The following is a 23,108-nucleotide window of genomic DNA, read 5'->3' as shown; positions in this document are numbered from 1 at the left end:
ACGGTGATGGGACCAAGTCTCATCACTGCACTGGAGGTCGTCATGAGCCGAGCCGTCGTCTACGAGAAGTTCGGTGGTCCCGAAGTCCTGGAGCTGCGTGAGGTGCCCGAACCGCACGCCGGGCCGGGCGAGGTGCGCGTGCGCGTCACCGCGGCCGGGCTGAACCCGATGGACTGGGGCCTCGCCGCCCGGCCCGAGGCGGCCGCGCAGTTCGGGATCACGCTGCCGTCCGGCTTCGGGTACGACTTCGCCGGCGTCGTCGACGAGGTCGGGCCCGGCGTCACGAAGTTCGCCGCGGGCGACCGCGTCCACGGCGGCGCGCTCGGACGGGCCGTCGCCGACTTCGTCGTCATCGAGGAGTCGGACGCCCTGTTCGCCACGCCGGACGGGGTCAGCGACGAGGTCGCGAGCACGCTCCCGGTGGCCGGGTCGTCGGCGGCCGCGGCGCTGGCGGCGATCGGCCTGCGCGCCGGCGACACCGTCCTGATCGGCGGGGCCGCGGGTGGCGTGGGCATCTTCGCCGTCCAGCTCGCGAAGCTCGCGGGTGCCACCGTCATCGGCACCGCGTCGGAGAGCACGTCCGGCTTCCTGCGCGAACTCGGCGCCGAGCCGGTCGCCTACGGCCCCGGACTGGCCGACCGGGTCCGGGACCGCGGCATCACCGCGGCGACGGACCTGTTCGGCACCGAAACGGCCGAGGCCGCGCTGGCCCTCGGCGTGCCGCCCGAGCGGATCTCCACCATCGCCGCGGGCCCCACCCCGCCCGGCGGGGTGCGCGCCACCGGCGGTGCCGACGCGGAACCGGGCGCGCTCGCGCGGATCACCGCCGCGATCGCGGCCGGCGAGCTGACCGTGCCCGTCGCCGCCGTCTTCCCGGTCGAGAAGATCCGCGACGCGGTCGAGCTGCAGGCCGGGCGGCACGTGCACGGCAAGGTCGTCGTCACGCTCTGAGAGACGCGGGCCACGGACTCAGGGAACTCACAGCGCCCGCGGGGCACCATCCGCACCGATGACCGCCCGAAACCCCCTCCGCACCCGCGCGTCCGTGGCCGCCGGCCGGCTGACCGCCTGGCTGTCCCGCAGCTCCGGGCTCGGCCGCGGCGGCATGATCGGCGGCCGCGTCACGCTCGCCCTCGACCCGCGGGCGCTGCGCCGGCTCGGGCGGGAGCGGACCGTCGTGCTGGTCACCGGCACCAACGGCAAGACGACGACGTCGCTCATGCTCACCCGCGCACTCGAGGCGCTGGCCGAGGTCGCCGCCAACAGCGACGGCTCGAACATGCCCGACGGCGTCCTCGCCGCGCTGGCCGCCCGCCCGGACGCGCCCTACGCGGTCCTCGAAGTCGACGAGGCCCACGTGCCGTGGGTGGCCGGGCAGCTCCAGCCCGCCGTGGTCGTGCTGCTGAACCTCAGCCGCGACCAGCTCGACCGCGTCGGCGAGGTCCGCGCCACCGAGCGCGACCTGCGGGCCGCGCTGGCGGGGCTGCCGGGCACGGTGGTCGTCGCGAATTGCGACGACGTCCTCGTGACGTCCGCGGCGAAGGCGGCCGCGCGGCCGGTGTGGGTGAGCACCGGACGGCGCTGGACCGGCGACTCGACGGCGTGCCCGCGCTGCGACGGTCTCGTCGGGTTCCAGGGCAAGGACTGGAGCTGCGGCTGCGGGCTGGCCCGCCCGGAGCCCGGCTGGACCCTCGAGGGCGACCTCGTCCGCACGCCCGGTGGCCGCCAGGTCGACCTCGACCTGCGGCTGCCGGGGGACGCGAACCGGGCCAACGCGGCGCTCGCGCTGGCCGCCGCGCACCGGCTCGGCGTGCCACCGCACACCGCGGCCGCCCGGCTGCGCACCATCTCCGACATCGGCGGCCGCTACCGCACGATCCGCCGGTCCCGGCACTTCGTGCGGCTGATGCTGGCGAAGAACCCGGCCGGCTGGGTCGAAACGCTGCGCGTGCTGGACGAGGACACGCCGGTGATCGTCGCGGTGAACGCGCAGGAAGCCGACGGGCGGGACCTGTCCTGGCTCTGGGACGTGCACTTCGAGCGGCTGCGCGGGCGCCAGGTCGTCGTGACCGGCGAGCGCGCCGCCGATCTCGCCGTCCGGCTCTGCTACGCCGAAGTCGCGCACTGGACCGAGCCGGACCCGGTCGCCGCGATCGACGGCCTCCCGCCCGGCGGCGTCGAGCTGGTCGCCAACTACACGGCGTTCCGGGACCTGGTCGGACGGCTGCCCGATGGCTGAGTCGGTCGTCCACATCGGACTGTTGCTGCCCGAGGTGCTGGGCACGTACGGCGACACCGGCAACGCGCAGGTGCTCTGCCGCCGGCTGCGCTGGCGCGGACTGGACGCCGAGGTGGTGCCGGTCGGGCTGGGCGAGCCGGTCCCGTCCACTTTGGACCTGTACCTGCTCGGCGGCGGCGAAGACGGCGCCCAGGCGCTGGCCGCCGCCCACCTGCGCAAGCACTGGCGGTCGCGCTCGCGCGGGGCGGTGGTGTTCGGCGTCTGCGCGGGCCTGCAGGTGCTCGGCACCCGCTTCCGCGGCCTCGACGGCGTCGACCACGACGGCCTCGGCCTCCTCGACGTCAGCACGGAACCCGGCGAGCGGCGCGCGGTGGCCGAGCTGGTCGCGACGTCGTCCGGGCTGCTCCCGGAACCGCTCACCGGCTTCGAGAACCACCTGGGCGTCAGCAAGCTCGGCGCGGACAGCGAGCCGCTCGGGACGGTCGTGCGCGGCACGGGCAACGGCGACGGCACCGAAGGCGCGGTGACCGACCGGGTCATCGGCACGTACCTGCACGGCCCGGCGCTGGCCCGCAACCCGGAGCTGGCGGACCTGCTGCTGAGCTGGGTGGCGGGCCACCCGCTGCCCCCGCTGGACCTGCCGGAGGTCGACCGCCTGCGCACGGAACGCCTCACCACCACCCGACGCCGGCGGTGACCGAAGTGCCCCCTGACAAGCGCCCCAATGTGGCGTTCGGTGCGTTGGACGCACCGAACGCCACATTGGGTGCGTTGGACGCACCCAACGCCACATTGGGGTGGTCGGGGCGCGGGGTGGGGCGGTGACGTGGTGGACGTGACCGCGGCGGAACCGCGGTGGTCGGCGGTCCGCGGTTACGCTGCGTTGGTGAAGCTGGGCAGGGTGATCGCCGCGACCGGGGTCCGGATGCGCACCACCGCCGTGGCGGTGTTCGCGCTCGCGCTGGCCATCGCCGCCGCGGGGGTGGTCGTCGTGCTGCTGCTGGAGGAGTCGCTCGACCGCAGCGTCACCGAGAGTGCCCGCAGCACCGGCCGCCAGGTCGCCATCCAGCTCGTCCGCGAAGGCGCGCGCGACCTCAGCGCGAGCGACGTCGCCAGCACCGGGGACACCGAAGCCGTCACGCAGGTGCTGGACGCGCGGGGCGTGCCGATCGCGAGCGACCCCGCGATCGTCGGGCACCCGCCGCTGACCGCCGCGCGGCCGGTCGTCGGGTTCGAGACCATCGAGACGCTCCCGCTCGGGCTGAACGGCGACAGCGACGACTACCGTGTGGTGTCGCAGGAGGTGAACGGGCCGGGCGGGCCGTTCACGGTGATCTCCGCGCGCTCGCTGGAGCCGGTGACCGAGGCGTCCACCCGGCTGACGCTGCTGCTCGGCCTGATCGCCGTGCCGCTGCTCGCCATCTCCGGCCTCGCCGTGTACCGCGCGGTCGGCTCGGCGCTGCGGCCGGTCGAGCGGATGCGCCGGACCGTCGCGGAGATCTCGACGCGCGACCTCACCGCGCGCGTGCCGCTGCCGCCGGGCGGGGACGAGGTGCACCGGCTGGCCGTGACGCTCAACGAAATGCTGTCCCGGCTGGCGTCCGCGCAGGCCGCGCAACGCCGGTTCGTCGCCGACGCCAGCCACGAGCTGCGGTCGCCGCTCTCGACGATCAGCACCGCGCTCGACGTCTCCGGGCGGCACCCGGAGAGCACCGGCGACCTGGTGCCGGTGATCGGCCGCGAAACCGCGCGGCTGCGCGAGCTCGTCGACGACCTGCTGATGCTGGCCCGCACCGACGACGCCACCGACCGGCCGCAGCGCACCGAGGTCGACCTCGACGACATCGTCCGCGCCGAAGCCGAGCGCGTCCGCGGCGAAAGCGCGCTGGAGGTCGAAGTCCGGGCCGGACCGGCGAAGGTGCACGGCAGCGAGGCCCAGCTGCGGCGGGCGGTGCGGAACCTGGTCGACAACGCCCGCGGGCACGCGCGGTCGCGCATCCGCGTCAGCAGCGCGGTGCGCGGCGACCTCGCCGTGGTCGAGGTGGGCGACGACGGGCCCGGCGTCGGGGCAGCCGACCGGGAACGGATCTTCGAGCGGTTCGTCCGGCTCGACGCGTCGCGGCAGCGCGGGCACGGCGGCACCGGGCTGGGCCTGCCGATCGTGGCCGGCATCGCGGCCCGCCACGGCGGCCGGGCGCGCTGCGCGGAACCCGGCGAGCCGGGCGCGCTGTTCGTGATCGAGCTGCCGGTGATCGCCGTGCCGAAGGAGGAGTAGTGCGCCTGCTGATCGTGGAGGACGAGCGCGAGTTCGCGGAGACGTTGCGGCGCGGGCTGGTTGCCGAGGGCTTCACCACCGACGTCGCCCACACCGGCCGCGAGGGGCTCTGGCGGGCGACCGAGCACGAGTACGACGTCGTCGTGCTCGACATAATGCTGCCCGAGCTGTCCGGCTACGAGGTGCTGAAACGCTTGCGGGCGGCCGAAAACTGGACGCCGGTGCTGATGCTCACGGCCAAGGACGGCGAGTACGACGAAGCCGACGCGTTCGACCTCGGCGCCGACGACTACCTGTCGAAGCCGTTCTCCTTCGTCGTGCTGATCGCCCGGCTGCGGGCGCTGCTGCGCCGCGGCGCACCGGCCCGGCCCGCCGTGCTGGAGGCGGGCGACCTGCGGCTCGACCCGTCCGCGCGTACCGTCTACAGAGGACAAAAGCGGATCGAGCTGACCGCGCGGGAGTTCGGGTTGCTGGAGTTCCTGCTGCGGCGGCCGGGAACCGCGCTGACGAAGAACGAGATCCTCAACCACGTCTGGGACGCGCACTACGACGGCGACGAGAACGTCGTCGAGGTCTACATCGGGTACCTGCGGCGCAAGATCGACACGCCGTTCGGCACGCGCACCATCGAGACGGTCCGCGGTGTCGGGTACCGGCTCGTGGACGTTACTCGATCGTAACCTCATCGGCGGATCCGGCGCATTGGTTCCGCCGGGTGTCCCGGCATTGCGCCGTTTGCCGCCGCCGGTTGCCGCATTGCGCCCATTCGTTACCGCGAACCGGTGAAAAATACTGTCCCGCGACGCTTCATCGGGGAGTTGTGGCCGTTGCTACGGTGGGCACCCGACCGCGACCCAGGAAAGCGATGAGTGAATCGCCCGAGCCGTTCCTTGCGTCAAACAACGATATTCCGGAGCGCGCCGGGAAATCCGTTTCCCGGTTGCGCGCCGCCGATGCCATCGGGGCCGCGAAGGAGCAGTTCGCTGTGGTGACCGGGCTGACCCCGCACGCCGTGACGGGCGTCCGCGGCCGCGCCGACGGCGGCTGGTCCGTGCTCGTCGACGTCGTCGAGCTGGCCCGGATCCCGGATTCCACCAGTGTGCTGGCCACCTACCGGGTGGACGTCGACGGGGCCGGTGAGCTCAGCGCGTGCGAGCGGCTGCGGCGCTTCACCCGTGGCGCCACCGATTTGTGAAACGAGAGGTGACACGATTGGCCGCTTCGTCCGATTCGTTGGCGGACGTTCTGGAACGCGTACTCGACAAGGGGGTCGTGATTGCCGGTGACATCGGGGTCAGCGTCGTCGACGTCGAATTGCTGACCCTGCGGATCCGGCTCTTCATCGCTTCCGCGCAGACCGCGAAGGAAATGGGGATGGACTGGTGGACCGGTGACCCGTTCTTCGCTCCCAACGCCGCCCGCGCCGAACTCGGGAAAGCCGGACCGGAGCCGCTGCTGCCGGAAGGGGAACCACCGCGGTGAGCACCAAGAACTGGCTGTGCGCGTACGCGATCACGCGCAACCGGCCCGCGCTGGACATCGGGGAGTCGCCCCGGCTCATCGGCTACCGCGACCTCGGGGTGGTCGTCGCCGCGGCGTCCCCGGCCCGCTTCGACCGCATCGACACGCTCGACCCGGTCGACGGCGCGCTCGCCGAACTGGCCCGCGAGCACGACGCCGTGGTACGCGCGGTGTTCCGCCACGAACCCGTGCTGCCACTGCGGTTCGGCACGGTCCTGGACGGCGAGGCGGCGGCGGTCCGGCTCCTCGAAGCGGGGTACGAGCAGGCGCGCAGCTGCCTCGACGAGGTCGACGGGCACCGCGAGTGGGGCGTGCGCGTCCGCCACGCCGAGCCCGCCGCGACCAGCCGCCCGGACGCGACGGGCCTGACGGGCACGCAGTACCTCGTCCGGCGCCGCGAACGCCTGAAGGCGATCCAGCGCGGGCGCGACGAAGTCCTGGCGGCCGCCGGCCGGCTCGAGGAAGCACTGCGCCGGCACGCCTCCGACAGCATCGGCCGGGCGCGCCCGCACGGCGTGCTGGTCAACACGGCGTACCTGGTGGAAACCGGCCGGGAAGCGGCGTTCCACGCGGAGTTCGAGTGGTTCGCCCGCGAGCTGCGCGCGGCGGGCGCGACGGTGGAGACGTCCGGGCCGTGGCCGCCGTATTCGTTCACCGACGTGGAGCTGGGTGCGGCGGATGGCTGACCCCGAGGTGGTGCGCCTGGACGCGGGGTCGCCCGCCGAAGCCGTCGCCGACCTGCTGGACCGGGTCGTGCACCGCGGGGCCGTCGTCACCGGCGACGTGATCATCTCGCTCGCCGGCATCGACCTCGTCCGGCTCGACCTGCGGCTCCTGCTGCTCGGGCTCGAGGAGGCCCCGGGATGAGCGAGCCCGTCCGGCTGCCCGCCGACGCCGGGCGCGGGCTGGGGCACCTCGTCGTCACCGTGCTCGACATCCTCCGCGAGGTGCTCGAACGGCAGGCCCTCCGGCGGATGGACTCCCTCAGCCCCGCCCAGATCGAAGACCTCGGGCAGGTCCTGCTCGACCTGGACCTCCGGTTCGCGGAGATCCGGGCCGCCCTCGACGAAAGGACGTGAGTTGACCAGACCGGGGCAGACCGGCGGCGGGCTCGCCGACACGCTGGACATCCTGCTGGACAAGGGACTCGTGATCGACGCGTCGGTGCGGGTGTCGGTGATCGGGATCGAGCTGCTGGCCATCGAGGCCCGGATCGTGATCGCCAGCGTCGACACCTACATCCGCTACCTCGAAGCGATGCAGCGCCTGCAGAGCACGCCCGCGCCGGGGCAGATTTCGCAGGGGCTCGGCCAGACGACCGGGCTGATCCCGCCCCCGCCGCCCACCCCCGCGGTGGCGGTGCCCGTGGAGCCGGCCGTCCCCGTCGAACAGCCGTGACGCTGCAGCTCTACGGCGTCGTGCGCGCCGGGCACCCGCGGGCGTCGCGCACCGTGTGCTGGGACGACCTGGCCATGGTCGTCGGCGATCCCGAGCCCGACCCGGCGGCGCACCTCGCGGTGGTGTCCGCGCTCGTCGAAGGCGGCCCGGTGCTGCCGGTCCGGTTCGGCACGACGGCCGCGGACGAGGAGGCCGTCCGCGCCGAGGTGCTCGCCCCGGCCGCCGACACCTACCGCGCCGACCTCGACCGGCTCGACGGCCTGGCGGAGGTGCACGTCTGCCTGCGGTTCACCGAGCCCGGGTCGGCGTGGCGCTCGGCGCGTTCGGACGGGCTGCTGTCGGAGGTCGCCGAACGCGCCCGCGACTCGGTGGCGCTGCCGGCGGGCGAGTCCGCCGACGAGCGGTGGGCGTTCCTGGTCGGGCTGGGCGACCTGCTCGTCGTCCGGGACGCCGTCGCCGGGCTCGGGCGCGGCGGCGGCGTCCAGGCCGACTGGCTCGGGCCGCTGCCCGCGTACAGCTTCCTCGAGCGGCGGACGTGCTCGCGCTGGAGCTGGTGATCGTGGGCGGAACAGCTGTTGAACACTCATTTCGGTACTGGTCGTGACCGCCCGCGATCGGCGATCCTGGCGCCGTGACCACCAGTGAGCTCGCCGCCATCGGCGGGCCCGGCTCCGGGCCGGGCCGGTTCCGCGCGCCGTCGGGGATCGCGGTCGACGCGCGCGGGCGGGTGTGGGTGGCCGACACCGGCAACGACCGTGTGCAGGCCTTCACCCGCGGTGGCGACCTCGTGCGCGTCATCGCCGGGCGGCTCAAGGCGCCCGAGGGGATCGCGGTCGACGCGGCGGGCAACGTCTACGTCGCCGACACCGGCAACCGCCGGGTCGTGCAGTACACGTGGTGGGGCGGGTACGTGCGCGGTTTCGGCGACTTCGGCAGGCCCCGCGCGGTCGCGGTGGACGCGGCCGGCCGGCTGCTGGTCGACGACGGCGGCCGCGTCGCGCGGTTCGACACCCGGACCGGCGCGGCGCTGCCGGACGCCGCCGAGTGGGTCAGCTCACCGCGCGACAGCGCGGGCGACGGCGCGGGCGGCGTCTGGGTCGCCGACACCGGCAACCACCGGATCGTCCACTTCGGAGCGCCGGCCTAGTTCTTCGAGATCGCGGCGGTCGCCCGGACCACGGCCGTGCAGCGGTTCTCGACGTAGGCGAGCCCGCCTTCTTCGGCGATGCGGCGCGCTTCGGCGGAGACGATGCCCTGCTGCAGCCACAGCGCCTTCGCGCCGATCTCGACGGCCTCCCGCGCGATGCCCGGTGCTTCGGGCGACGGCCGGAAGACATCGACCAGGTCGACCGGCTCCGGGATGTCCTTGAGCGAGCGGTAGACCTTCTCGCCGAGCAGCTCGGTCGCGCTCGGGTGCACCGGGATGATCCGGAAGCCGTGCGCCTGCAGGACCGCCGGGACGCCGTGGGCCGCCTTGGCCGGGTCGCGGCTCAGCCCGACGACGGCGATGGTCTTCGCGCCGGCGAGGATTTCCTCTGGGGTCATACCGGGAGAACGCCCGGCGGGCGTCAAAGCTTCCAGAGCCGCAGGCCGCGCACGCGGTAGACGGGCCAGAGCACGTGCCACGGCTTCCGCCGGGCGAAGGTGGCGGCGCAGGTCAGGATGTTGCGGGCGGACGTCGTCGCCACCTCGTGCCGGTCCGGCCAGGACTCGCCCTTGGCGCCGACGGCGATGCGGAACACCGTCAGCAGGCCCCGGCCCTGCAGGTCGTACTTCGCGCCGGTGTCCCCGGAGTCCGGCGCGAGCTCGGCGATCTCGGCCCCGAAGGCGCGCGCGGCCTGTGGCGCCACCTCGGCGGGCACCACGCCGACGCTGCGCGTGATCGCCTTGCCGTGCATCCGCCGCGCGTACCGGAACAGCAGCGAGCGCTCCCACCACGGCAGCAGCCGGTGGTGGGCCAGCAGCGCGGCGCACTCGCCGTGCCCGATGGCGAAGATGCTGGTCAGCTCGTCGTAGCTGCCGTTGGTGGCCGGCTCGTTCAGGTGCAGCCGCACCTCGAACCGGGTGCGCGCGGTGAGCTCGTCGAGCTGCTCACGGCGATCGAGCCGGGCTTTCGCGCGGGACAGGGACCAGTCGGACATCGCACCTCCAGACGTCGCGCACAGGGTATGCGGCGCGCGACGCCGGGAACACGCTTTCAGCCGATCTTCTCGCCGTACATCTCGCCCAGCGGGTCGGAGATCAGCTCGACGCGGGCACCGTCCGGATCGGACAGGTAGATGGACGTCTTGCTTTCCAGCAGGTACTGCACGCCGGCTTCGTCGAGCTTGTCCTTGATGGCGTTCCACCGATCGGGCGTGACGGAGAGGGCCAGGTGGTGCAGTCCACCGAGGACTTCCGCGTACGGGCCGAGGTCCAGACCGGGCAGGTCGAAGAAGGCGACCGCGTTGCCGTTGCCGACGTCGAAGAAGAAGTGGCTCGAGCCGGGGTAGTCGCGGTTCTCGATCAGCTCGGTGAGCGGGAAGCCGAGGACGTCCTGGTAGAACTCGATGGTCCGCTCGACGTCGCTGGAGATCAGCGCGGTGTGGTGGATGCCGCGCCCGTTCGTCGCCGGGCGCTCGGCGGCCGGGCGCAGGTGGCGCTCGCGCAGCTCGTCGCGGATCTCGGCGAGCTTGGTGACCTCGGCCTGGGTCGGTGCCATGTCCCTCACGTCCCTTCCTGGTGGTGTTGTTCACGCTACGCCCGATTTATCTCGCGCGCAAGAGGTTGCCTGGCGAGAGTTCCGCTGGGTGGAACATCGAGGCTTGTGCGCGGGGTGCGCGCCGGGCAGAGTCCGGGGCGTGGACGTCAGCAAGGTGCAGGAGGCCGCCGCCGTACTGGCGCGGGCCTACGCGACGCGCGAGCCGGTCGAGCCGCTGATCAAGCTGTTCCCGGAGGCGACCGTCGAGGACGCGTACCGGATCCAGCAGGAGCAGGTGCGCCAGTGGGTCGAGGGCGGCGACGCCGTCCGCGGGCACAAGGTCGGCCTCGCCTCGGCGGCGATGCAGCGGCAGATGGGCGTCGACCAGCCCGACTACGGCCACCTCACCGGGAGCATGTTCCACCTGGAGCACCAGCCGATCCCGACGTCGGCGTTCCTGCAGCCGCGCATCGAGCCGGAGATCGCGTTCGTGCTCGGCTCGGCGCTGCGCGGCCCCGGCGTGACGGTGGCGGACGCGGTGCGCGCGGTCGACTTCGTGCTGCCGTCGCTGGAGATCGTCGACTCCCGCATCCGCGACTGGAAGATCTCGCTCTTCGACACGATCTCCGACAACGCCTCGTCCGGCGGCGTGGTCCTGGGCAGCAGCCCGACCGCGCTGGGCGCGGTGGACCTGCGCCTGGCGGGCTGTGTCCTCTACCAGAACGGCTCGGTGGCGGCGACGGGCGCGGGCGGCGCGGTGCTCGGTTCGCCGTTGAATTCGCTGGTGTGGCTGGCGAACACGGTCGGGCCGTTGGGGGTCACGCTGGAGCCGGGGCACGTCGTGCTGCCGGGGTCGATGACCCGGGCGATCCCGGTGTCCCCCGGCGACACGATCGTCGCGACCATCGCCGGCCTGGGCAGCGTCACCGCGGTCTTCTCGGAGGAATCATGAACGTGCGCGAGGCGGCCGCCGCGCTGCTCGGAACCGTTTCGGAGCGCTCGCCGCTGTCGGCGGAGTGGCCGGACCTCGACGTCGACACGGCGTACGCGATCCAGGACGAGGCCCTGCGGCAACGGCGCGCCCGCGGCGAAACGCTGATCGGCGTGAAGCTGGGCCTGACGTCCCGGGCGAAGCAGCAGCGAATGGGCATCGACTCGCCCCTGCTGGCCTGGCTCACCGACGCGATGGTGTTGCCCGCGGGGGTGCCGGTGCCTTCGCTGATCCACCCGCGTGCCGAGCCGGAACTGGTCTTCGTGCTCGGCAAGCGGCTGGCCGGCCCCGGCGTCACGGCGGCGACGGCCCTGGCCGCGGTCGACCGCGTGTACGGCGGGATCGAGGTCATCGACAGCCGCTACGCGGACTACCGCTTCACCCTCCCGGACGCGGTCGCGGACAACGGCTCGTCGGCGTACTTCAGCGTCGGCCCGGTGGGGCTGCCGCCGGCTTCGCTGGACTTGTCCCTGGAGGCGGCGCTCCTGGAGGTCGACGGCCAGGTAGTCGACACGGCCACCGGCGCGGCGGTCCAGGGCCACCCGGCGGAGGCACTCGCGCTGGCGGCGAATGCCCTGGCGGCGCGGGGGCTGGCGCTTGAGCCGGGATGGCTGGTGCTGACCGGCGGGATGACGGACGCGGTGCCGCTGCGGAGTGGCTCGCGGGTGGCGGCGCACTTTTCGCACCTGGGGTCGATCACGCTGTCCGGCTGAGGTCACGCGCAGTGTGTTTCGCGTCGACGCCGCGGGCCACCTGCCGGCGGGGTGGCATCGGGCGGCCGGGGCTTCACGGTGGGCCGGACCGGTAGGCGCGGGCCTGGATCTCGTACAGCTCGTGGTAGACGCCGGCCGCGCGGATCAGGTCGTCGTGGGTGCCCTCCTCGATCAGGCGGCCCTTCTCCAGGACCAGGATGCGGTCCGCCGAGCGGATGTTGGCCAGGCGGTGGGTGACCAGGACCGTGGTGCGGCGGCCGCGGTGGGAGGTGCTCGCGTGCTGGAGGCCGGCGAACACCCGGGCTTCGGCGCGGGCGTCGAGCGCCGCCGTCGGTTCGTCGGCCACCAGGATCGAGGCGTCGCGGTAGATGCCGCGGGCGATGCCCATGCGTTGCCACTGGCCGCCGGAGAGGTCGTGGCCTTCGTCGAACTTCTTCGACAGCACCGTGTTCTCCTTGGCGGGCAGGGCGGCGATCACCTCGTCCGCGCCCGAGTAGTCGACCGCTTCGCGCCACGCCCGGCCGTCCGGGTCCGCGCGGCCGAGGCGGCCGACCCTGACGTTGTTCGCCGCCGTCATCGGCCACTCCGCCGGTTCCTGGGCGATCACCGCGATGTTGGCGTGCACCGACGCCGGGTCGGCGCGGGCCAGGTCGACGTCGTCCCAGTGGACGGTGCCCTCGTCCGGCGGGTAGAGGCCGGTGAGGAGCTTGCCCAGCGTGGTCTTGCCGGAGCCGTTCTCGCCCACCAGCGCGACCACTTCGCCGCGCCGGATGGTCACTGAAATGTCCCGCAGGGCCGGGGTTTCGCGGCCGGGGTAGGTGAACGTGACGCCCGTCAGCCGGATCTCGTCCGGGTCGGGTGGTGCGGTCAGCGACGTCTCCGGTGGCCGGCGCTTGCGCGATTCCGCGAGCAGCTGGTTGTAGAACCCGATGTAGAACGAGTCCTCGTACAGCGAGTTGACCGCGCGCGTGGTGTTGGACAGCGCCGTCGACGCCGTGCGCATCGCCAGCACCGCCGTGCCGGCCAGCGCCAGCTCCATCGCGCCGGTGTAGAGCAGCCAGCCGAGCACCAGGTACGCCACCGCCGTGCCCAGCCCGGCCGCCGCCCGGCCGGTCGTGCGCACCAGGTTGCTGCGGTGCGCCAGCCGGATCTCCTCGCGCGCGAGGCTGCGCGAGATGCGCCGGTACTCGCCGAGCAGCGGCTCCTGCAGCGTCAAGGCGTGCCGTTCGAGGGCCATCGTCCGCCAGGTGGCGACCTCCTCGACGACCGACTTGCGGATGTTGCGCCCGACCGTGTCGAGGAAGTGCCGGTAGTTCAGCTTCGCGACGCGCGCGGCGGCCCAGCCGTCGGCCGCCGCGGCCAGCAGGAGGACCGGCGCGAGCCACGGGTTCAGCAGCCCGGCCGTGATCATCGCCGCCGCGAGCGAGATCACCGACGACGTCAGGTCGGCCAGCCGGCGCAGGCTCGTTTCGATGGCCCGGACGCCGAACCGGGCGCCCTGCCGCGCCAGTTCGCGGAAGTCCGCGTCCTCGAACGCGATCAGCCCGACACGCACCACCGCCGCCGTCACGGCGTCGTCCGCCGCCGCGGTGACGCGTGGCCGCAGCGCGCCCTCGACGGCCGCGACCGCCGCGTCCAGCGTCGCGCGCGCCGCGTACGACCCCGTGACGACCGCGATCGCGGGCAGCGACTGCAGCACCCGCTCCGGTGTCGGGCCCTGTTCGAGCAGCGCGGTGAAGACGTTCGCGGTGGCGAGCAGCCCGAACGCCGTGACGCAGCCGGAAACGACGTGCACGAAGCCGGCCAGCAACGTCAGCCGCGGCGACGTCCGCCACGCCAGCCGCAGCACGACGGAGATCGCGGTGGGCAGCGCGCGCACGGCCTGGCCGAAGCCCGCGGCGGCCACGCGCTCGTCGACGCGGGCCCACTCGGGCATCTTCATGTTCTCGACCCCGATCAGCGGGGGCGAGTCCGTGGGCTGCGGTTCTGCGGTTCCGGGCACGGCTTCATCTGTACTCCGGGGGTCCGACAATTCCGGGAGACCGCTAGGCCGTTCGGGTGAAAGTAATCGTTTTCCCTAGGCCTCCGGCGGTATTGGAAGACACACTCGCTGAACGGCTCGAAAGCGGGCAACGCCGAATAAGTAGCCATTGTTGTGAAATAGCGCGCTGCTCGCGGATGTGCTGGCAGAGACCGGAAACGGGTGACGTCCTCGTGCCAGGGGGAGGGACGTCACCCGTTTCCCCTACTTCTCGGTGCGGGTGTACCGCGCGCGCAGGAATGGGCTGAATTCGCGGTCTTCGCCCAGTTTGACGTCGATTTCGTGCGTCAGCGTGTCACCGTCCGGGGTGAGCCGGTGCCGGGCCATCCCGCGCGCGGTCTTCTTCTCCAGCGTCAGCGTGGCGCCGGTCCAGCCGCCGCGGGCGGGGGAGTCGGGCGGGAAGCCGTAGCTGTCGAAGCCGTACCAGAGCGTCTCGCCGGTGTGCGGGTCGGCGGTGAAGACGTTGTGGCCGAGGAACTCCGACCCGTCTTCGCGGCGCTGGCGGTAGTCCTGGATCAGCGCGAACCCGTTGAGGGCCAAGCGGTACCCGCAGTCGGCCCGCGCGGTCGAGGCCGGCGCCCACGGCGAGGCGGCGAGTTCCTCGGTGCCGGTCCAGTCGCCGACGAAGGCCTTCAGCGCGTCGTGTGCGGGGCCGAGCGTGGGCATGTCCATCGTCATCTCCATTTCGACAGGCACCTGTCGATGTGTGAGACTAGCACGCATGCGATCCCCTCGAGCCGAGACGTTCACCCGGGTGATCGACGCGGTCTTCGCGTGCAACGGCGGCTTCCTCGCGGCGGGCGACGCACTGACCGAACCGGTCGGCCTGACGGCGGCGCAGTGGCAAGTGCTCGGCTACCTGGAGGACGGCCCGGCCACGGCCGCGGAGGTGGCGCGACGGCGGGGGCTGCGCCGGCAGAGCGTGCAGGAGACGGTGAACCGGTTGCTGCGCAACGGAATGCTCGACCGGCTGCCGAACCCGGGCGACGCGCGGGCACCGCTGCTGTCGTTGACGCGGCGGGCGAAGGATGCGATGCGGGAGCTGGGGAGGTCGCAGGTCGAGTGGGCGGAGGGGGTGGCGGCCGAGGTGCCGGAGGAGGACTTGGAGACGACGCTGCGGACGCTGCGGCGGTTGCGGGAGCTGGTGGCCCAGCCACGGTTGTCGTGAGGGGGATGGTGTGGTGGCCGGCGGGTGGCGGCCGGTGATCGTGGGTTTCGGCAGCAGTGGTGGCCGGTGGCGGATCCGGCGCGGCGCCGGTGGGTGGCGGTCGCGGTCGGTCTGGTGGCGGCCGAGCGATCGCGAGCTTGAGGTGCAGGGTGTCGGCGGCGGGCGCGCGGGGCCGGTCGGTCGGCTTGGCGAAGACCGCGGCTGTGTGGCCGGGCGGTAACTCGGCAGGCGCGTGGGGAACTCGCCGAACGTCGTGAACGACTCTTTCCTGGCGTCGGACGAGATGAACGGGTCGTTCACGGCGTCGCGGCGGCTGGGGAGGGTCAGTCCGGCTTGATGCCCAGCATGGTCAGGAAGGTCCGGAAGCCGGTGGACATGTCGACCTCGTCCGGGGCCAGGAGCCACTGCAGTTGCAGGCCGTCGAGGACGGCGATGGCGATCGGGGCGAGTTGTTCCGGGGTTGTTCCCGGGGGGAGCTCGTCGCGGTGGCGTTCCAGCATCTGCGTCATGCCCGCGCGGACGCGGGCGTAGCGGTCGTGGAAGTACTCGCGCGCGGGGTGGTCTTCGGTGACGCTGTCCGCGGACAGCACCGTGTACGTCTGGACGATGCCCGGGCGCGTGGCGTTGTAGTCGACCAGGTCGGCCAGCTGGTTGACCGTCATCGCCGACTCGTCGCCCGGTGGGGCGTGGCCGAAGTGGAGCAGGTCCCACTCGTCGCGGGTCTCCAGGACGGCCGTGAGCAGGTCTTCCTTCGTCGGGAAGTAGTGCATCAGCCCCTGCTGGGTCAGGCCGACGCGCTCGGCGACCGCCGCCAGTGAGGTGCCGCGGTAGCCGCGTTCGGCGATCACTTCGAAGGCCGCTCGGACGATGCTCGCGCGGCGGTCGGCGCCCCTGGCCCGGGTCATGATCCCGAGCCTACGGGACGAGCTGTCACGGAACCATAACTTTCACTACTCACCGCCAGGTAGAGTGGGCCCATGAGCTTCGACGTCGACGCGCTGCTGGCCGAGCTCGACCTGGACGCCAAGGCGAGCCTGCTCGCCGGGCAGGACGTCTGGACCCTGCCCGCCCGGCCGGACATCGGCCTGGACTCCCTCGTCCTTTCCGACGGCCCGGTCGGCGTCCGCGGGGTCCGCTGGAGCCAGGACGACCCCTCCGTGACGCTCCCCAGCCCCACGGCGCTCGCCGCCGGCTGGGACCCGCGGCTCGCCGTGCGCGCCGGCCGCCTGCTCGCGCAGGAAGCCCGCCGCAAGGGCGTGCACGTGCTGCTCGCCCCGACGGTCAACCTCCAGCGCTCACCGCTGGGCGGCCGCCACTTCGAGTGCTACTCGGAAGATCCCCTCCTCACCGGGATGATCGGCGCCGGCTACGTCACCGGCGTGCAGGACGGCGGGGTCGGCGTCACGGTCAAGCACTTCGTCGCCAACGACTTCGAGACCGAACGCTTCACCGCCGACGTCCGCGTCGGCGAACGCGCGTTGCGCGAGCTCTACCTCGCGCCCTTCGAGCTGATCGTGAAGCGCGCGAAGCCGTGGGGGATCATGGCCGCCTACAACAGCGTCAACGGCACCACGATGACCCAGCACGCCGCATTGCTCGACGGCGTGCTGCGCGGCGAATGGGGCTTCGACGGCTTCGTCGTCTCCGACTGGCTGGCCGCGCGCGACACCGTCGCCTCCGCCAACGGCGGCCTCGACGTGGCGATGCCCGGCCCCCGCACGGTTTTCGGCGCGCGGCTCGCCGAAGCCGTGCGCGGCGGCGAAGTCGACGAAAGCGTCGTCGACGACATGGTCCGCCGCGTGCTCCTGCTCGCCCACCGGACCGGCGCGCTCGAAGGGAGCCCGGCCGCCCACCAGTCCGAAATAGACGGTGACGCGATCGCGCGCGAGGTCGCGCACCGGTCTTTCGTGTTGCTCAGCAACGAAACCGGCGTGCTCCCGCTCAAGCAACCGCAGAGCATCGCCCTCATCGGCGCGCTCGCCGCGGACCCGAAGATCCTCGGCGGCGGCAGCGCCACGGTGTTCCCCGCTCACGTCGTCTCCCCTCTCGACGGCCTCCGCAAGGCCGTTCCCCCTGGCACCGACCTGGCTTTCGCCACCGGTGCCGATCCGCGGACGACGCTACCGCCGGCCACCGACAATTTCCGGCTCCGCGCGATCGCCAAAGCCGCCGATGGCACCCGATTGGCTGAATTCCCGCTCCGTGAAGCCAAAATCGACTGGATCGGGGAACTGCCCGCCGGGCTCGACCTCAACACCCTGGCGTCGGTGGAAATCGAAGGCACCTACCTGCCGGAGCGGACCGGCACGCACACCTTCGCCGTCACCGGGCCCGGCGACCTCCGCCTCACCGTCGCCGGCCGGACCCTCTTCGACGGCGTGAACCTGCCGCCCGGCGGGGACGTCTTCACCTCGATCATGCAGGTGAACGAGCAGCGCCGGGAGATCGACCTGACCGACGGCGAACTCGTCGACGTCAGCCTGACGTACTGGATCCCGTCGGAGATGGCGGAGTTCGCCAGGGGCAGCTTCGCCTGGGTGACGTTCGCGCTCGGCCACCGCGGCCCGGTCCCCGACCCGGACGCCGCGCTCGAAGAAGCCGTTGCCCTGGCAGCGAAGTCGGACGTCGCGGTCGTCGTGGTCGGCACCACCGCCGAGGTCGAGAGCGAGGGCTTCGACCGGACTTCCCTCGCGCTGCCGGGACGGCAGGACGAGCTGGTCACCCGGGTCGCGGCCGTCAACCCCAACACCGTGGTCGTCGTCAACGCCGGTTCCCCGGTCGAACTGCCGTGGCGCGCCGACGTCGCCGCGGTGCTGCTCACCTGGTTCCCCGGCCAGGCCGGCGGCGACGCGCTCGCCGACGTCCTCTTCGGCCGCGAAGAACCCGGCGGCCGCCTGCCGACGACCTGGCCGGCGAAGCTGGAAGACGCGCCCGTCACCGATGTGACGCCGCAGGAGGGCGTCCTCGAGTACGGCGAAGGCGTGTACATCGGCTACAGCGCTTACGCCGCGAAGGGAACGCAACCCGCGTACTGGTTCGGCCACGGCCAGGGCTACACGACCTGGGCGTACGAGGAGCTCGACGGCTACCCGGACGAGGAAGGCGGCGCGCGCGTCCGGGTCCGCGTGCGCAACACGGGAAAGCGGCGGGGCCGCGAAGTCGTCCAGCTCTACCTGGCCCCGACCGAGCGCGGCGACCGGCCGGACCGCTGGCTCGCGGGGTTCGCGAGCGTCGAAGCGGGGCCGGGCGAAGCGGTCGAGACCGACATCGTCATCACGCCGCGGTCCGCCGAAGTCTGGCGGGACGGCTGGCAGCACATCGCCGGCGAGTACGTCCTGGCCGCTTCGCACTCCTATGCCGAGCCGCGGCTGAGCACCCGGATCGTCCTCCAGAAAATCCGTTGATCAACCCCGGGTGGCGCCCCTATGCTCCGCAACGCACCCTTGACCAGCGAAAGGAGGTGGGTCCGATGATCACCCAACCGATCACGCGCTCCCACCCCGGATCGAGGGTGCCGGGTCTGTAGACCGGGAGCGCGCTCTCCTGGAAGGACCACCATGACCGAACTGGTCGTGCGCCCGCTCGAAGCGGGCGAAGAATCGCTCTTCACCTCCCTGCCCGACCGCGGCCTCGTCGGCCGCGCGCTGCTCGGCGACGACTTCACCGAGATGGCGAAGCAGGGCGAATACCGGCCCGAGTGGACCTGGGTGGCACTGCGCGACGACGTCGTCGTGGCGCGGGCCGCCTGGTGGGCCAAGCCCGGCGACGAGGAACCGATCGCGCTGGACTGGTTCGACTTCACCGACTTCGACGCGGGCGTCCACCTGCTGAAGACGGCGCCGCTGCGCGCGGAGTACTCGCTGACCACGCCGCCCGCGTGGCAGGACGACCCGGCCGTCGCCCGCGAAGTGACCACGCGGGTCGAGGCGGCGGAGCGGGCGGGCTACCGCAAGCTCGTCGAGCGCTACCGGTTCCGCTGGACGCCGGAAAACGGCCTGCCGGAGCGGCCCGGGCGGCTCGTCTTCCGGCCTGAGCCGGACGACGACGTCATCCTCGAGGTCTTCAAGCGCGTGCACGTCGGGAGCCTGGACGCGCACGTCCGCAGGACGGTCGAGGAGCACGGGCTCGACGCGGCGGCCCGCGAGGACCTCGACATCATGAAGTGGATGCCGGCCCCGCGGGACTGGTGGCGGCTGGCGTACACGCCCGAAGGTGAGCTCGTCGGGCTCACCCTGCCGAGCCGCAACGTCTACGACCCCGTGGTCGGCTACATCGCCGTCGTGCCGGAGCACCGGGGGCACGGCTACGCGTACGACCTGCTGGTCGAGGCCACGCACGAGCTGGTCGGGCACGGCGCCGACCGGATCGTGGCGGGCACCGACGTCGGCAACGTCCCGATGGCCAAGGCCTTCGCGAAGGCGGGCTACCCGGTGATGCAGCACCGCATCGACCTGGTCTGAGACGGAGCTTTCGCAGGGAAAGTGCGGTCCTGCACTTTCCCTGCGAAAGAGGCGGCGGTACCGTCGCTAGAGCGATCTATCAAATCGGACAGGGGGCCCGTGATGGACGTTCTGCAAGAGAAGGGGCTGACGCCGCTCCGCGCGATCCTCGGCTTCTCGCTGCTCACGACCACGCTGCACTACGCGCACAACGTCGTCAGGGCGGCGGACTACCCGCCGGTCCCGGGCGTTCCGCTGCTGGTCACGCAGGTCGTGGTCGCGTTCGGCTGGGTGCTGTTCACGGTGTTCGGCTGGCTCGGCTACCGCGCCTACCGGCAGGAGCGGTACCCGCGTGCGCTCGCGTTCCTGCTGGTCTACTCGCTGTCCGGGGTGGCCAGCGCCGGGCACTTCCTGGTCGGCGAGCTGCACATCCCGGCGTTCTGGTTCGCCACGATCTTCACCGACTCGGCGGCAGCGCTCGCCCTGTGGGTGTTCGTAACGTGGGCGTGGTCGGTGCTCAACCGGGTGACCGCGCGAGATCAAGTTTCTACACAACATTGACGTCCGTCGGAACTATGTAGACACTCGGGTGAGTGACCACCACCACACCGGTGACCTTCGACCGCCGTCCGGACGAGTACCGCCACTGGCGGCTCAACGTCGACGGGGAGGTGGCCTGGCTGGAGCTGGACGTCGACGAACAGGGCGGGCTCGTCCCGGGGTACGAGCTCAAGCTCAACTCCTACGACCTCGGGGTCGACATCGAGCTGTACGACGCCACCCAGCGGCTGCGGTTCGAGCACCCCGAGGTCCGCGTGGTGGTCGTGACCAGCGCCAAGGACAAGGTGTTCTGCGCCGGTGCCAACATCCGGATGCTGGCCGCGTCCGAGCACCACTGGAAGGTGAACTTCTGCAAGTTCACCAACGAGACCCGCAACGGCATGGAGGACGCCACCGCCCACTCCGGCCAGACCTACGTGGCCGCGGTCAACGGCACCTGCGCCGGCGGCGGCTACGAGATCGCGCTGGCCTGCGACAAGATCCTCCTGATCGATGACAACTCCTCGACCGTCGCGCTGCCCGAGGTGCCGCTGCTCGGCGTGCTGCCCGGCACCGGCGGGCTGACCCGCGTCGTCGACAAGCGGCGCGTGCGCAAGGACCTCGCCGACGTCTTCGCCACGCGCCCGGACGGCGTCAAGGGCAAGACCGCGGTCGACTGGAAGCTGGTCGACGAACTCGTGCCGCGCCAGGGGTTTCGCGAGGCCGTGGCGAAGCGGGCGCGGGAGATCGCGCGCGAATCCGACCGGACCGGCGAGGGCGGCATCGAGCTGACCCCGCTGGAACATCGCTATGTCGACATCGAAGTGGCCAAGGACCAGGCCACGATCACCGTCAAGGGCCCCGAAAACGACCCCGGCGACCTGCACGAAGAGGGCGCGAACGGCTGGTTCCTCGCGATGACCCGCGAGCTGGACGACGCCATCCTGCGGCTGCGCACCAACGAAGTCGAAGCCGGAACGTGGATCCTGAAAACGCAAGGCGACCCGGAGAAGGTGCTCGCGCACGAACGGGCCGTGTTCGGTGCGAAGGACTGGCTGGGCAACGAGATCACGCACTACTTCAAGCGCACGCTCAAGCGGCTCGACGTCACCAGCCGCACGCTGATCGCGCTGATCGAGCCCGGCAGCTGCTTCGCCGGGTCGCTGCTGGAACTCGCGCTCGCCGCCGACCGCCAGTACATGCTCGACGGCCCGCCGATCGACGACGAAGACTCCGAGGAACGCGCCACGATCAGGCTGTCCGAAGCCAACTTCGGCCCGTTCCCGATGGGCAACGGGCTCACCAGGCTGCAGACGCGCTTCTACGGCGACGACGACCACCTCGCCTGGCTCGCGCGCGAAAAGGACCACCAGCTGAGCGCGGCCGAAGCCGTCGAACTCGGCCTGGTCACCGACGCCCCGGACGACCTCGACTGGGAGGACGAGATCCGGATCGCGCTCGAAGGCCGGGCGTCGCTCTCCCCGGACGCGCTCACCGGGATGGAGGCCAACCACCGGTTCGTCGGTCCCGAGACCATCGAGACCAAGATCTTCGGCCGGCTGGCGGCCTGGCAGAACTGGATTTTCACCCGGCCGAACGCATCCGGGCCCGAAGGCGCGCTGCGCCGATACGGTACGGGGCAGAAGGCCGTCTTCGACAGGAAGCGGGTCTAGCGCAGATGCCCGAGAAGATCGACTACGACGCCAAGATCCCCAACAACGTCAACCTCTCGGAGGACCGGCGGCTCCAGCGCGCGCTGGAGGGCTGGCAGCCGAAGTTCATGCACTGGTGGGGCGAGATGGGCCCGACGCTGGAGACCCAGGGCGTCTACCTGCGCACCGCGGTCAGCGTCGGTCGCGAAGGCTGGGCGCACTTCGACCACGTCAACGTGCCCGACTACCGCTGGGGCATCTTCCTCGCCGAGCGCGACCCGGACCGTCGGATCGCGTTCGGGGAGCACCAGGGCGAGCCGGTCTGGCAGCAGGTGCCCGGCGAGTACCGCGCCGATCTGCAGCGGCTGATCGTCATCCAGGGCGACACCGAACCGGCGTCGGTCGAGCAGCAGAAGCTCCTCGGGCTCACCGCGCCGAGCCTCTACGACCTGCGCAACCTCTTCCAGGTCAACGTCGAAGAAGGCCGCCACCTGTGGGCGATGGTCTACCTGCTGCACGCCTACTTCGGCCGCGAAGGCCGCGACGAGGCCGAAGGGCTCTTGCTGCGCAACTCGGGTAGCCCGGACGCGCCCCGCATCCTCGGCGCGTTCAACGAGGAGACCGCCGACTGGCTGGCCTTCTACATGTTCACCTACTTCACCGACCGCGACGGGAAGTACCAGCTCGGCACGCTCAAGGAGTCCTCCTTCGACCCGCTCTCGCGCACCTGCGAGTTCATGCTGAAGGAGGAGGCGCACCACATGATGGTCGGCACCACCGGCGTCGACCGCGTGGTGACCCGCAGCGCCGAGCTGATCCGCGAGCACGACACGCTCGACATCGGCCCGCACGGCGGCATCCCGCTGGACATCATCCAGAAGTACATCAACTTCCACTACACCGTGTCCCTGGACCTGTTCGGCAGCGAGACGTCGACGAACGCGGCGAACTACTACACCGCCGGGCTCAAGGGCCGCTGGCAGGAGACCCGCCGCAAGGACGACCACAAGCTCACCGAAGACGCCCGCACGCTGGAGCGGCCCAACGGCGACGGCACGTGGACGAGCGAGGAGCTGCAGGCGATCCTGCTGCTCAACCTCGACCTGCGCAGCGAGTACGTGGCCGACTGCCAGACCGGCGTGAAGCGCTGGAACAAGATCCTCTCCGACGCCGGCATCGACTTCGCGTTCCGGCTGCCGCACCCTGGCTTCAACCGCGAAGTCGGCATAAACTCCGGCCACCACGTCACTCCCGACGGCACCATCGTCGACGAGGCGACCTGGGAGGCAGGCAAGCGCAAGTGGCTGCCCACCACCGAGGACCTGACGTTCGTCCGCTCGCTGATGCACCCGGTGTACGAGCGGGGGAAGATCGCGAGCTGGGTCGCGCCACCGCGGCAGGGCATCAACGGGAAGCCCTTCGACTACGAGTACGTGTACCTCACGTAGGAG

At 71.9% G+C, this 23,108-nt stretch carries 27 protein-coding genes; 21 read left to right on the top strand and 6 right to left on the bottom strand.

The genetic code is table 11. The features are described from left to right. Positions 1–42 precede the first annotated feature (42 nt). The 13 genes from EIY87_RS13995 (at position 43) to EIY87_RS13935 (ending at position 8,580) form a co-directional block, all read left to right on the top strand. Complete coding sequence (locus EIY87_RS13995) at positions 43–951, top strand: NADP-dependent oxidoreductase (RefSeq protein WP_125308131.1); 909 nt, start codon at positions 43–45, stop codon at positions 949–951. A 58-nt stretch (positions 952–1,009) separates the two neighbouring features. Continuing rightward, entirely contained in the window at positions 1,010–2,239 is a 1,230-nt protein-coding gene (locus EIY87_RS13990) for a Mur ligase family protein (protein WP_191984089.1), read from the top strand. After that, positions 2,232–2,936: a type 1 glutamine amidotransferase gene (locus tag EIY87_RS13985; protein WP_125308130.1), complete on the top strand. Its 705-nt coding sequence runs from the start codon at positions 2,232–2,234 to the stop codon at positions 2,934–2,936. Before EIY87_RS13990 ends, EIY87_RS13985 begins: the two co-directional genes overlap by 8 nt. A gap of 189 nt (positions 2,937–3,125) precedes the next feature. Then, complete coding sequence (locus tag EIY87_RS13980) at positions 3,126–4,514, top strand: sensor histidine kinase (protein ID WP_225439861.1); 1,389 nt, start codon at positions 3,126–3,128, stop codon at positions 4,512–4,514. Next, the gene (locus tag EIY87_RS13975; protein ID WP_125308129.1) at positions 4,514–5,194 is read left to right on the top strand and encodes a response regulator transcription factor; all 681 of its coding nucleotides are present in this window, start codon (positions 4,514–4,516) and stop codon (positions 5,192–5,194) included. The genes EIY87_RS13980 and EIY87_RS13975 overlap by 1 nt, the downstream gene beginning before the upstream one ends. Positions 5,195–5,379: 185 nt before the next feature. Continuing rightward, on the top strand, positions 5,380–5,709 hold the full coding sequence (locus tag EIY87_RS13970) for a gas vesicle protein GvpO (protein WP_125308128.1): 330 nt from the start codon (positions 5,380–5,382) through the stop codon (positions 5,707–5,709). Next, positions 5,664–5,996 (top strand): gas vesicle protein, encoded by a 333-nt coding sequence (locus tag EIY87_RS13965; protein ID WP_404800040.1) that lies wholly within the window; start codon positions 5,664–5,666, stop codon positions 5,994–5,996. The genes EIY87_RS13970 and EIY87_RS13965 overlap by 46 nt, the downstream gene beginning before the upstream one ends. Beyond that, on the top strand, positions 5,993–6,721 hold the full coding sequence (locus EIY87_RS13960) for a GvpL/GvpF family gas vesicle protein (RefSeq protein WP_125308126.1): 729 nt from the start codon (positions 5,993–5,995) through the stop codon (positions 6,719–6,721). The genes EIY87_RS13965 and EIY87_RS13960 overlap by 4 nt, the downstream gene beginning before the upstream one ends. Next, positions 6,714–6,902 (top strand): gas vesicle protein GvpJ, encoded by a 189-nt coding sequence (gvpJ, locus tag EIY87_RS13955; RefSeq protein WP_125308125.1) that lies wholly within the window; start codon positions 6,714–6,716, stop codon positions 6,900–6,902. The genes EIY87_RS13960 and gvpJ (EIY87_RS13955) overlap by 8 nt, the downstream gene beginning before the upstream one ends. After that, positions 6,899–7,114: a gas vesicle protein GvpK gene (gvpK, locus tag EIY87_RS13950; protein ID WP_125308124.1), complete on the top strand. Its 216-nt coding sequence runs from the start codon at positions 6,899–6,901 to the stop codon at positions 7,112–7,114. Before gvpJ (EIY87_RS13955) ends, gvpK begins: the two co-directional genes overlap by 4 nt. 1 nt (position 7,115) lies before the next feature. Continuing rightward, positions 7,116–7,433 (top strand): gas vesicle protein GvpJ, encoded by a 318-nt coding sequence (gene gvpJ / locus EIY87_RS13945; protein WP_125308123.1) that lies wholly within the window; start codon positions 7,116–7,118, stop codon positions 7,431–7,433. Next, positions 7,430–7,990 (top strand): GvpL/GvpF family gas vesicle protein, encoded by a 561-nt coding sequence (locus EIY87_RS13940; RefSeq protein WP_125308122.1) that lies wholly within the window; start codon positions 7,430–7,432, stop codon positions 7,988–7,990. The genes gvpJ (EIY87_RS13945) and EIY87_RS13940 overlap by 4 nt, the downstream gene beginning before the upstream one ends. A 74-nt stretch (positions 7,991–8,064) precedes the next feature. Further along, on the top strand, positions 8,065–8,580 hold the full coding sequence (locus EIY87_RS13935; protein WP_125308121.1) for an NHL repeat-containing protein: 516 nt from the start codon (positions 8,065–8,067) through the stop codon (positions 8,578–8,580). On the opposite strand, the gene EIY87_RS13930 is transcribed toward EIY87_RS13935, so the two are convergent. Genes EIY87_RS13930 through EIY87_RS13920 form a run of 3 tightly spaced genes read right to left on the bottom strand, consistent with a single transcriptional unit; the run spans position 8,577 to position 10,134 of the window. Then, positions 8,577–8,978, bottom strand: coding sequence for a CoA-binding protein (locus tag EIY87_RS13930; RefSeq protein ID WP_125308120.1), 402 nt, complete (start codon positions 8,976–8,978; stop codon positions 8,577–8,579). The two genes, EIY87_RS13935 and EIY87_RS13930, sit on opposite strands and share 4 nt — an antisense overlap. A gap of 23 nt (positions 8,979–9,001) precedes the next feature. Beyond that, on the bottom strand, positions 9,002–9,574 hold the full coding sequence (locus EIY87_RS13925; protein ID WP_125308119.1) for a hypothetical protein: 573 nt from the start codon (positions 9,572–9,574) through the stop codon (positions 9,002–9,004). Positions 9,575–9,630: 56 nt separating this feature from the next. Then, a complete protein-coding gene (locus EIY87_RS13920; RefSeq protein ID WP_191984088.1) occupies positions 9,631–10,134 on the bottom strand; it encodes a VOC family protein in 504 nt (167 codons plus the stop codon). 139 nt (positions 10,135–10,273) lie between these two features. Between EIY87_RS13920 and EIY87_RS13915 the strand changes: the two genes are divergently transcribed. Both EIY87_RS13915 and EIY87_RS13910 read left to right on the top strand, forming a co-directional pair. Beyond that, the gene (locus EIY87_RS13915) at positions 10,274–11,065 is read left to right on the top strand and encodes a 2-keto-4-pentenoate hydratase (RefSeq protein WP_125308117.1); all 792 of its coding nucleotides are present in this window, start codon (positions 10,274–10,276) and stop codon (positions 11,063–11,065) included. Further along, positions 11,062–11,817 (top strand): 2-keto-4-pentenoate hydratase, encoded by a 756-nt coding sequence (locus EIY87_RS13910; protein WP_191984087.1) that lies wholly within the window; start codon positions 11,062–11,064, stop codon positions 11,815–11,817. The genes EIY87_RS13915 and EIY87_RS13910 overlap by 4 nt, the downstream gene beginning before the upstream one ends. Positions 11,818–11,890: 73 nt before the next feature. Here EIY87_RS13910 and EIY87_RS13905 read toward each other — a convergent pair whose 3' ends face one another. Beyond that, complete coding sequence (locus EIY87_RS13905; protein WP_125308116.1) at positions 11,891–13,819, bottom strand: ABC transporter ATP-binding protein; 1,929 nt, start codon at positions 13,817–13,819, stop codon at positions 11,891–11,893. Between the two features lie 243 nt (positions 13,820–14,062). Continuing rightward, positions 14,063–14,530, bottom strand: a complete 468-nt coding sequence (locus EIY87_RS13900) for a DUF1579 family protein (protein WP_225439859.1) — start codon at positions 14,528–14,530, stop codon at positions 14,063–14,065. A 49-nt stretch (positions 14,531–14,579) separates the two neighbouring features. On the opposite strand from EIY87_RS13900, the gene EIY87_RS13895 reads away from it, so the two are divergent. Continuing rightward, positions 14,580–15,026, top strand: coding sequence for a MarR family winged helix-turn-helix transcriptional regulator (locus tag EIY87_RS13895; RefSeq protein ID WP_125308115.1), 447 nt, complete (start codon positions 14,580–14,582; stop codon positions 15,024–15,026). Between the two features lie 323 nt (positions 15,027–15,349). Here the strand turns inward: EIY87_RS13895 and EIY87_RS13890 are convergent, their stop codons facing one another. Beyond that, on the bottom strand, positions 15,350–15,931 hold the full coding sequence (locus EIY87_RS13890) for a TetR/AcrR family transcriptional regulator (RefSeq protein ID WP_125308114.1): 582 nt from the start codon (positions 15,929–15,931) through the stop codon (positions 15,350–15,352). Between the two features lie 72 nt (positions 15,932–16,003). Here EIY87_RS13890 and EIY87_RS13885 point away from each other — a divergent pair, with 72 nt between their 5' ends. The 5 genes from EIY87_RS13885 to boxB all read left to right on the top strand — a co-directional run bounded on the left by EIY87_RS13885 (position 16,004) and on the right by boxB (position 23,105). Continuing rightward, positions 16,004–18,430: a beta-glucosidase family protein gene (locus EIY87_RS13885; RefSeq protein WP_125308113.1), complete on the top strand. Its 2,427-nt coding sequence runs from the start codon at positions 16,004–16,006 to the stop codon at positions 18,428–18,430. Positions 18,431–18,583: 153 nt separating this feature from the next. Beyond that, complete coding sequence (locus tag EIY87_RS13880) at positions 18,584–19,486, top strand: GNAT family N-acetyltransferase (RefSeq protein ID WP_125308112.1); 903 nt, start codon at positions 18,584–18,586, stop codon at positions 19,484–19,486. 102 nt (positions 19,487–19,588) lie between these two features. Further along, positions 19,589–20,026: a hypothetical protein gene (locus EIY87_RS13875; RefSeq protein WP_125308111.1), complete on the top strand. Its 438-nt coding sequence runs from the start codon at positions 19,589–19,591 to the stop codon at positions 20,024–20,026. Between the two features lie 32 nt (positions 20,027–20,058). Then, positions 20,059–21,678, top strand: coding sequence for a 2,3-epoxybenzoyl-CoA dihydrolase (boxC, locus tag EIY87_RS13870; RefSeq protein WP_125308110.1), 1,620 nt, complete (start codon positions 20,059–20,061; stop codon positions 21,676–21,678). A gap of 5 nt (positions 21,679–21,683) precedes the next feature. Further along, a complete protein-coding gene (boxB, locus tag EIY87_RS13865; protein ID WP_125308109.1) occupies positions 21,684–23,105 on the top strand; it encodes a benzoyl-CoA 2,3-epoxidase subunit BoxB in 1,422 nt (473 codons plus the stop codon). The last annotated feature ends 3 nt before the right edge of the window (positions 23,106–23,108 follow it).

Origin of the sequence: Amycolatopsis eburnea (genome assembly GCF_003937945.1) — a bacterium.
Lineage (GTDB): Bacteria > Actinomycetota > Actinomycetes > Mycobacteriales > Pseudonocardiaceae > Amycolatopsis > Amycolatopsis eburnea.
Note: the sequence above shows the minus strand (reverse complement) of the source record. Positions and strands in the feature narration are given on the sequence as shown.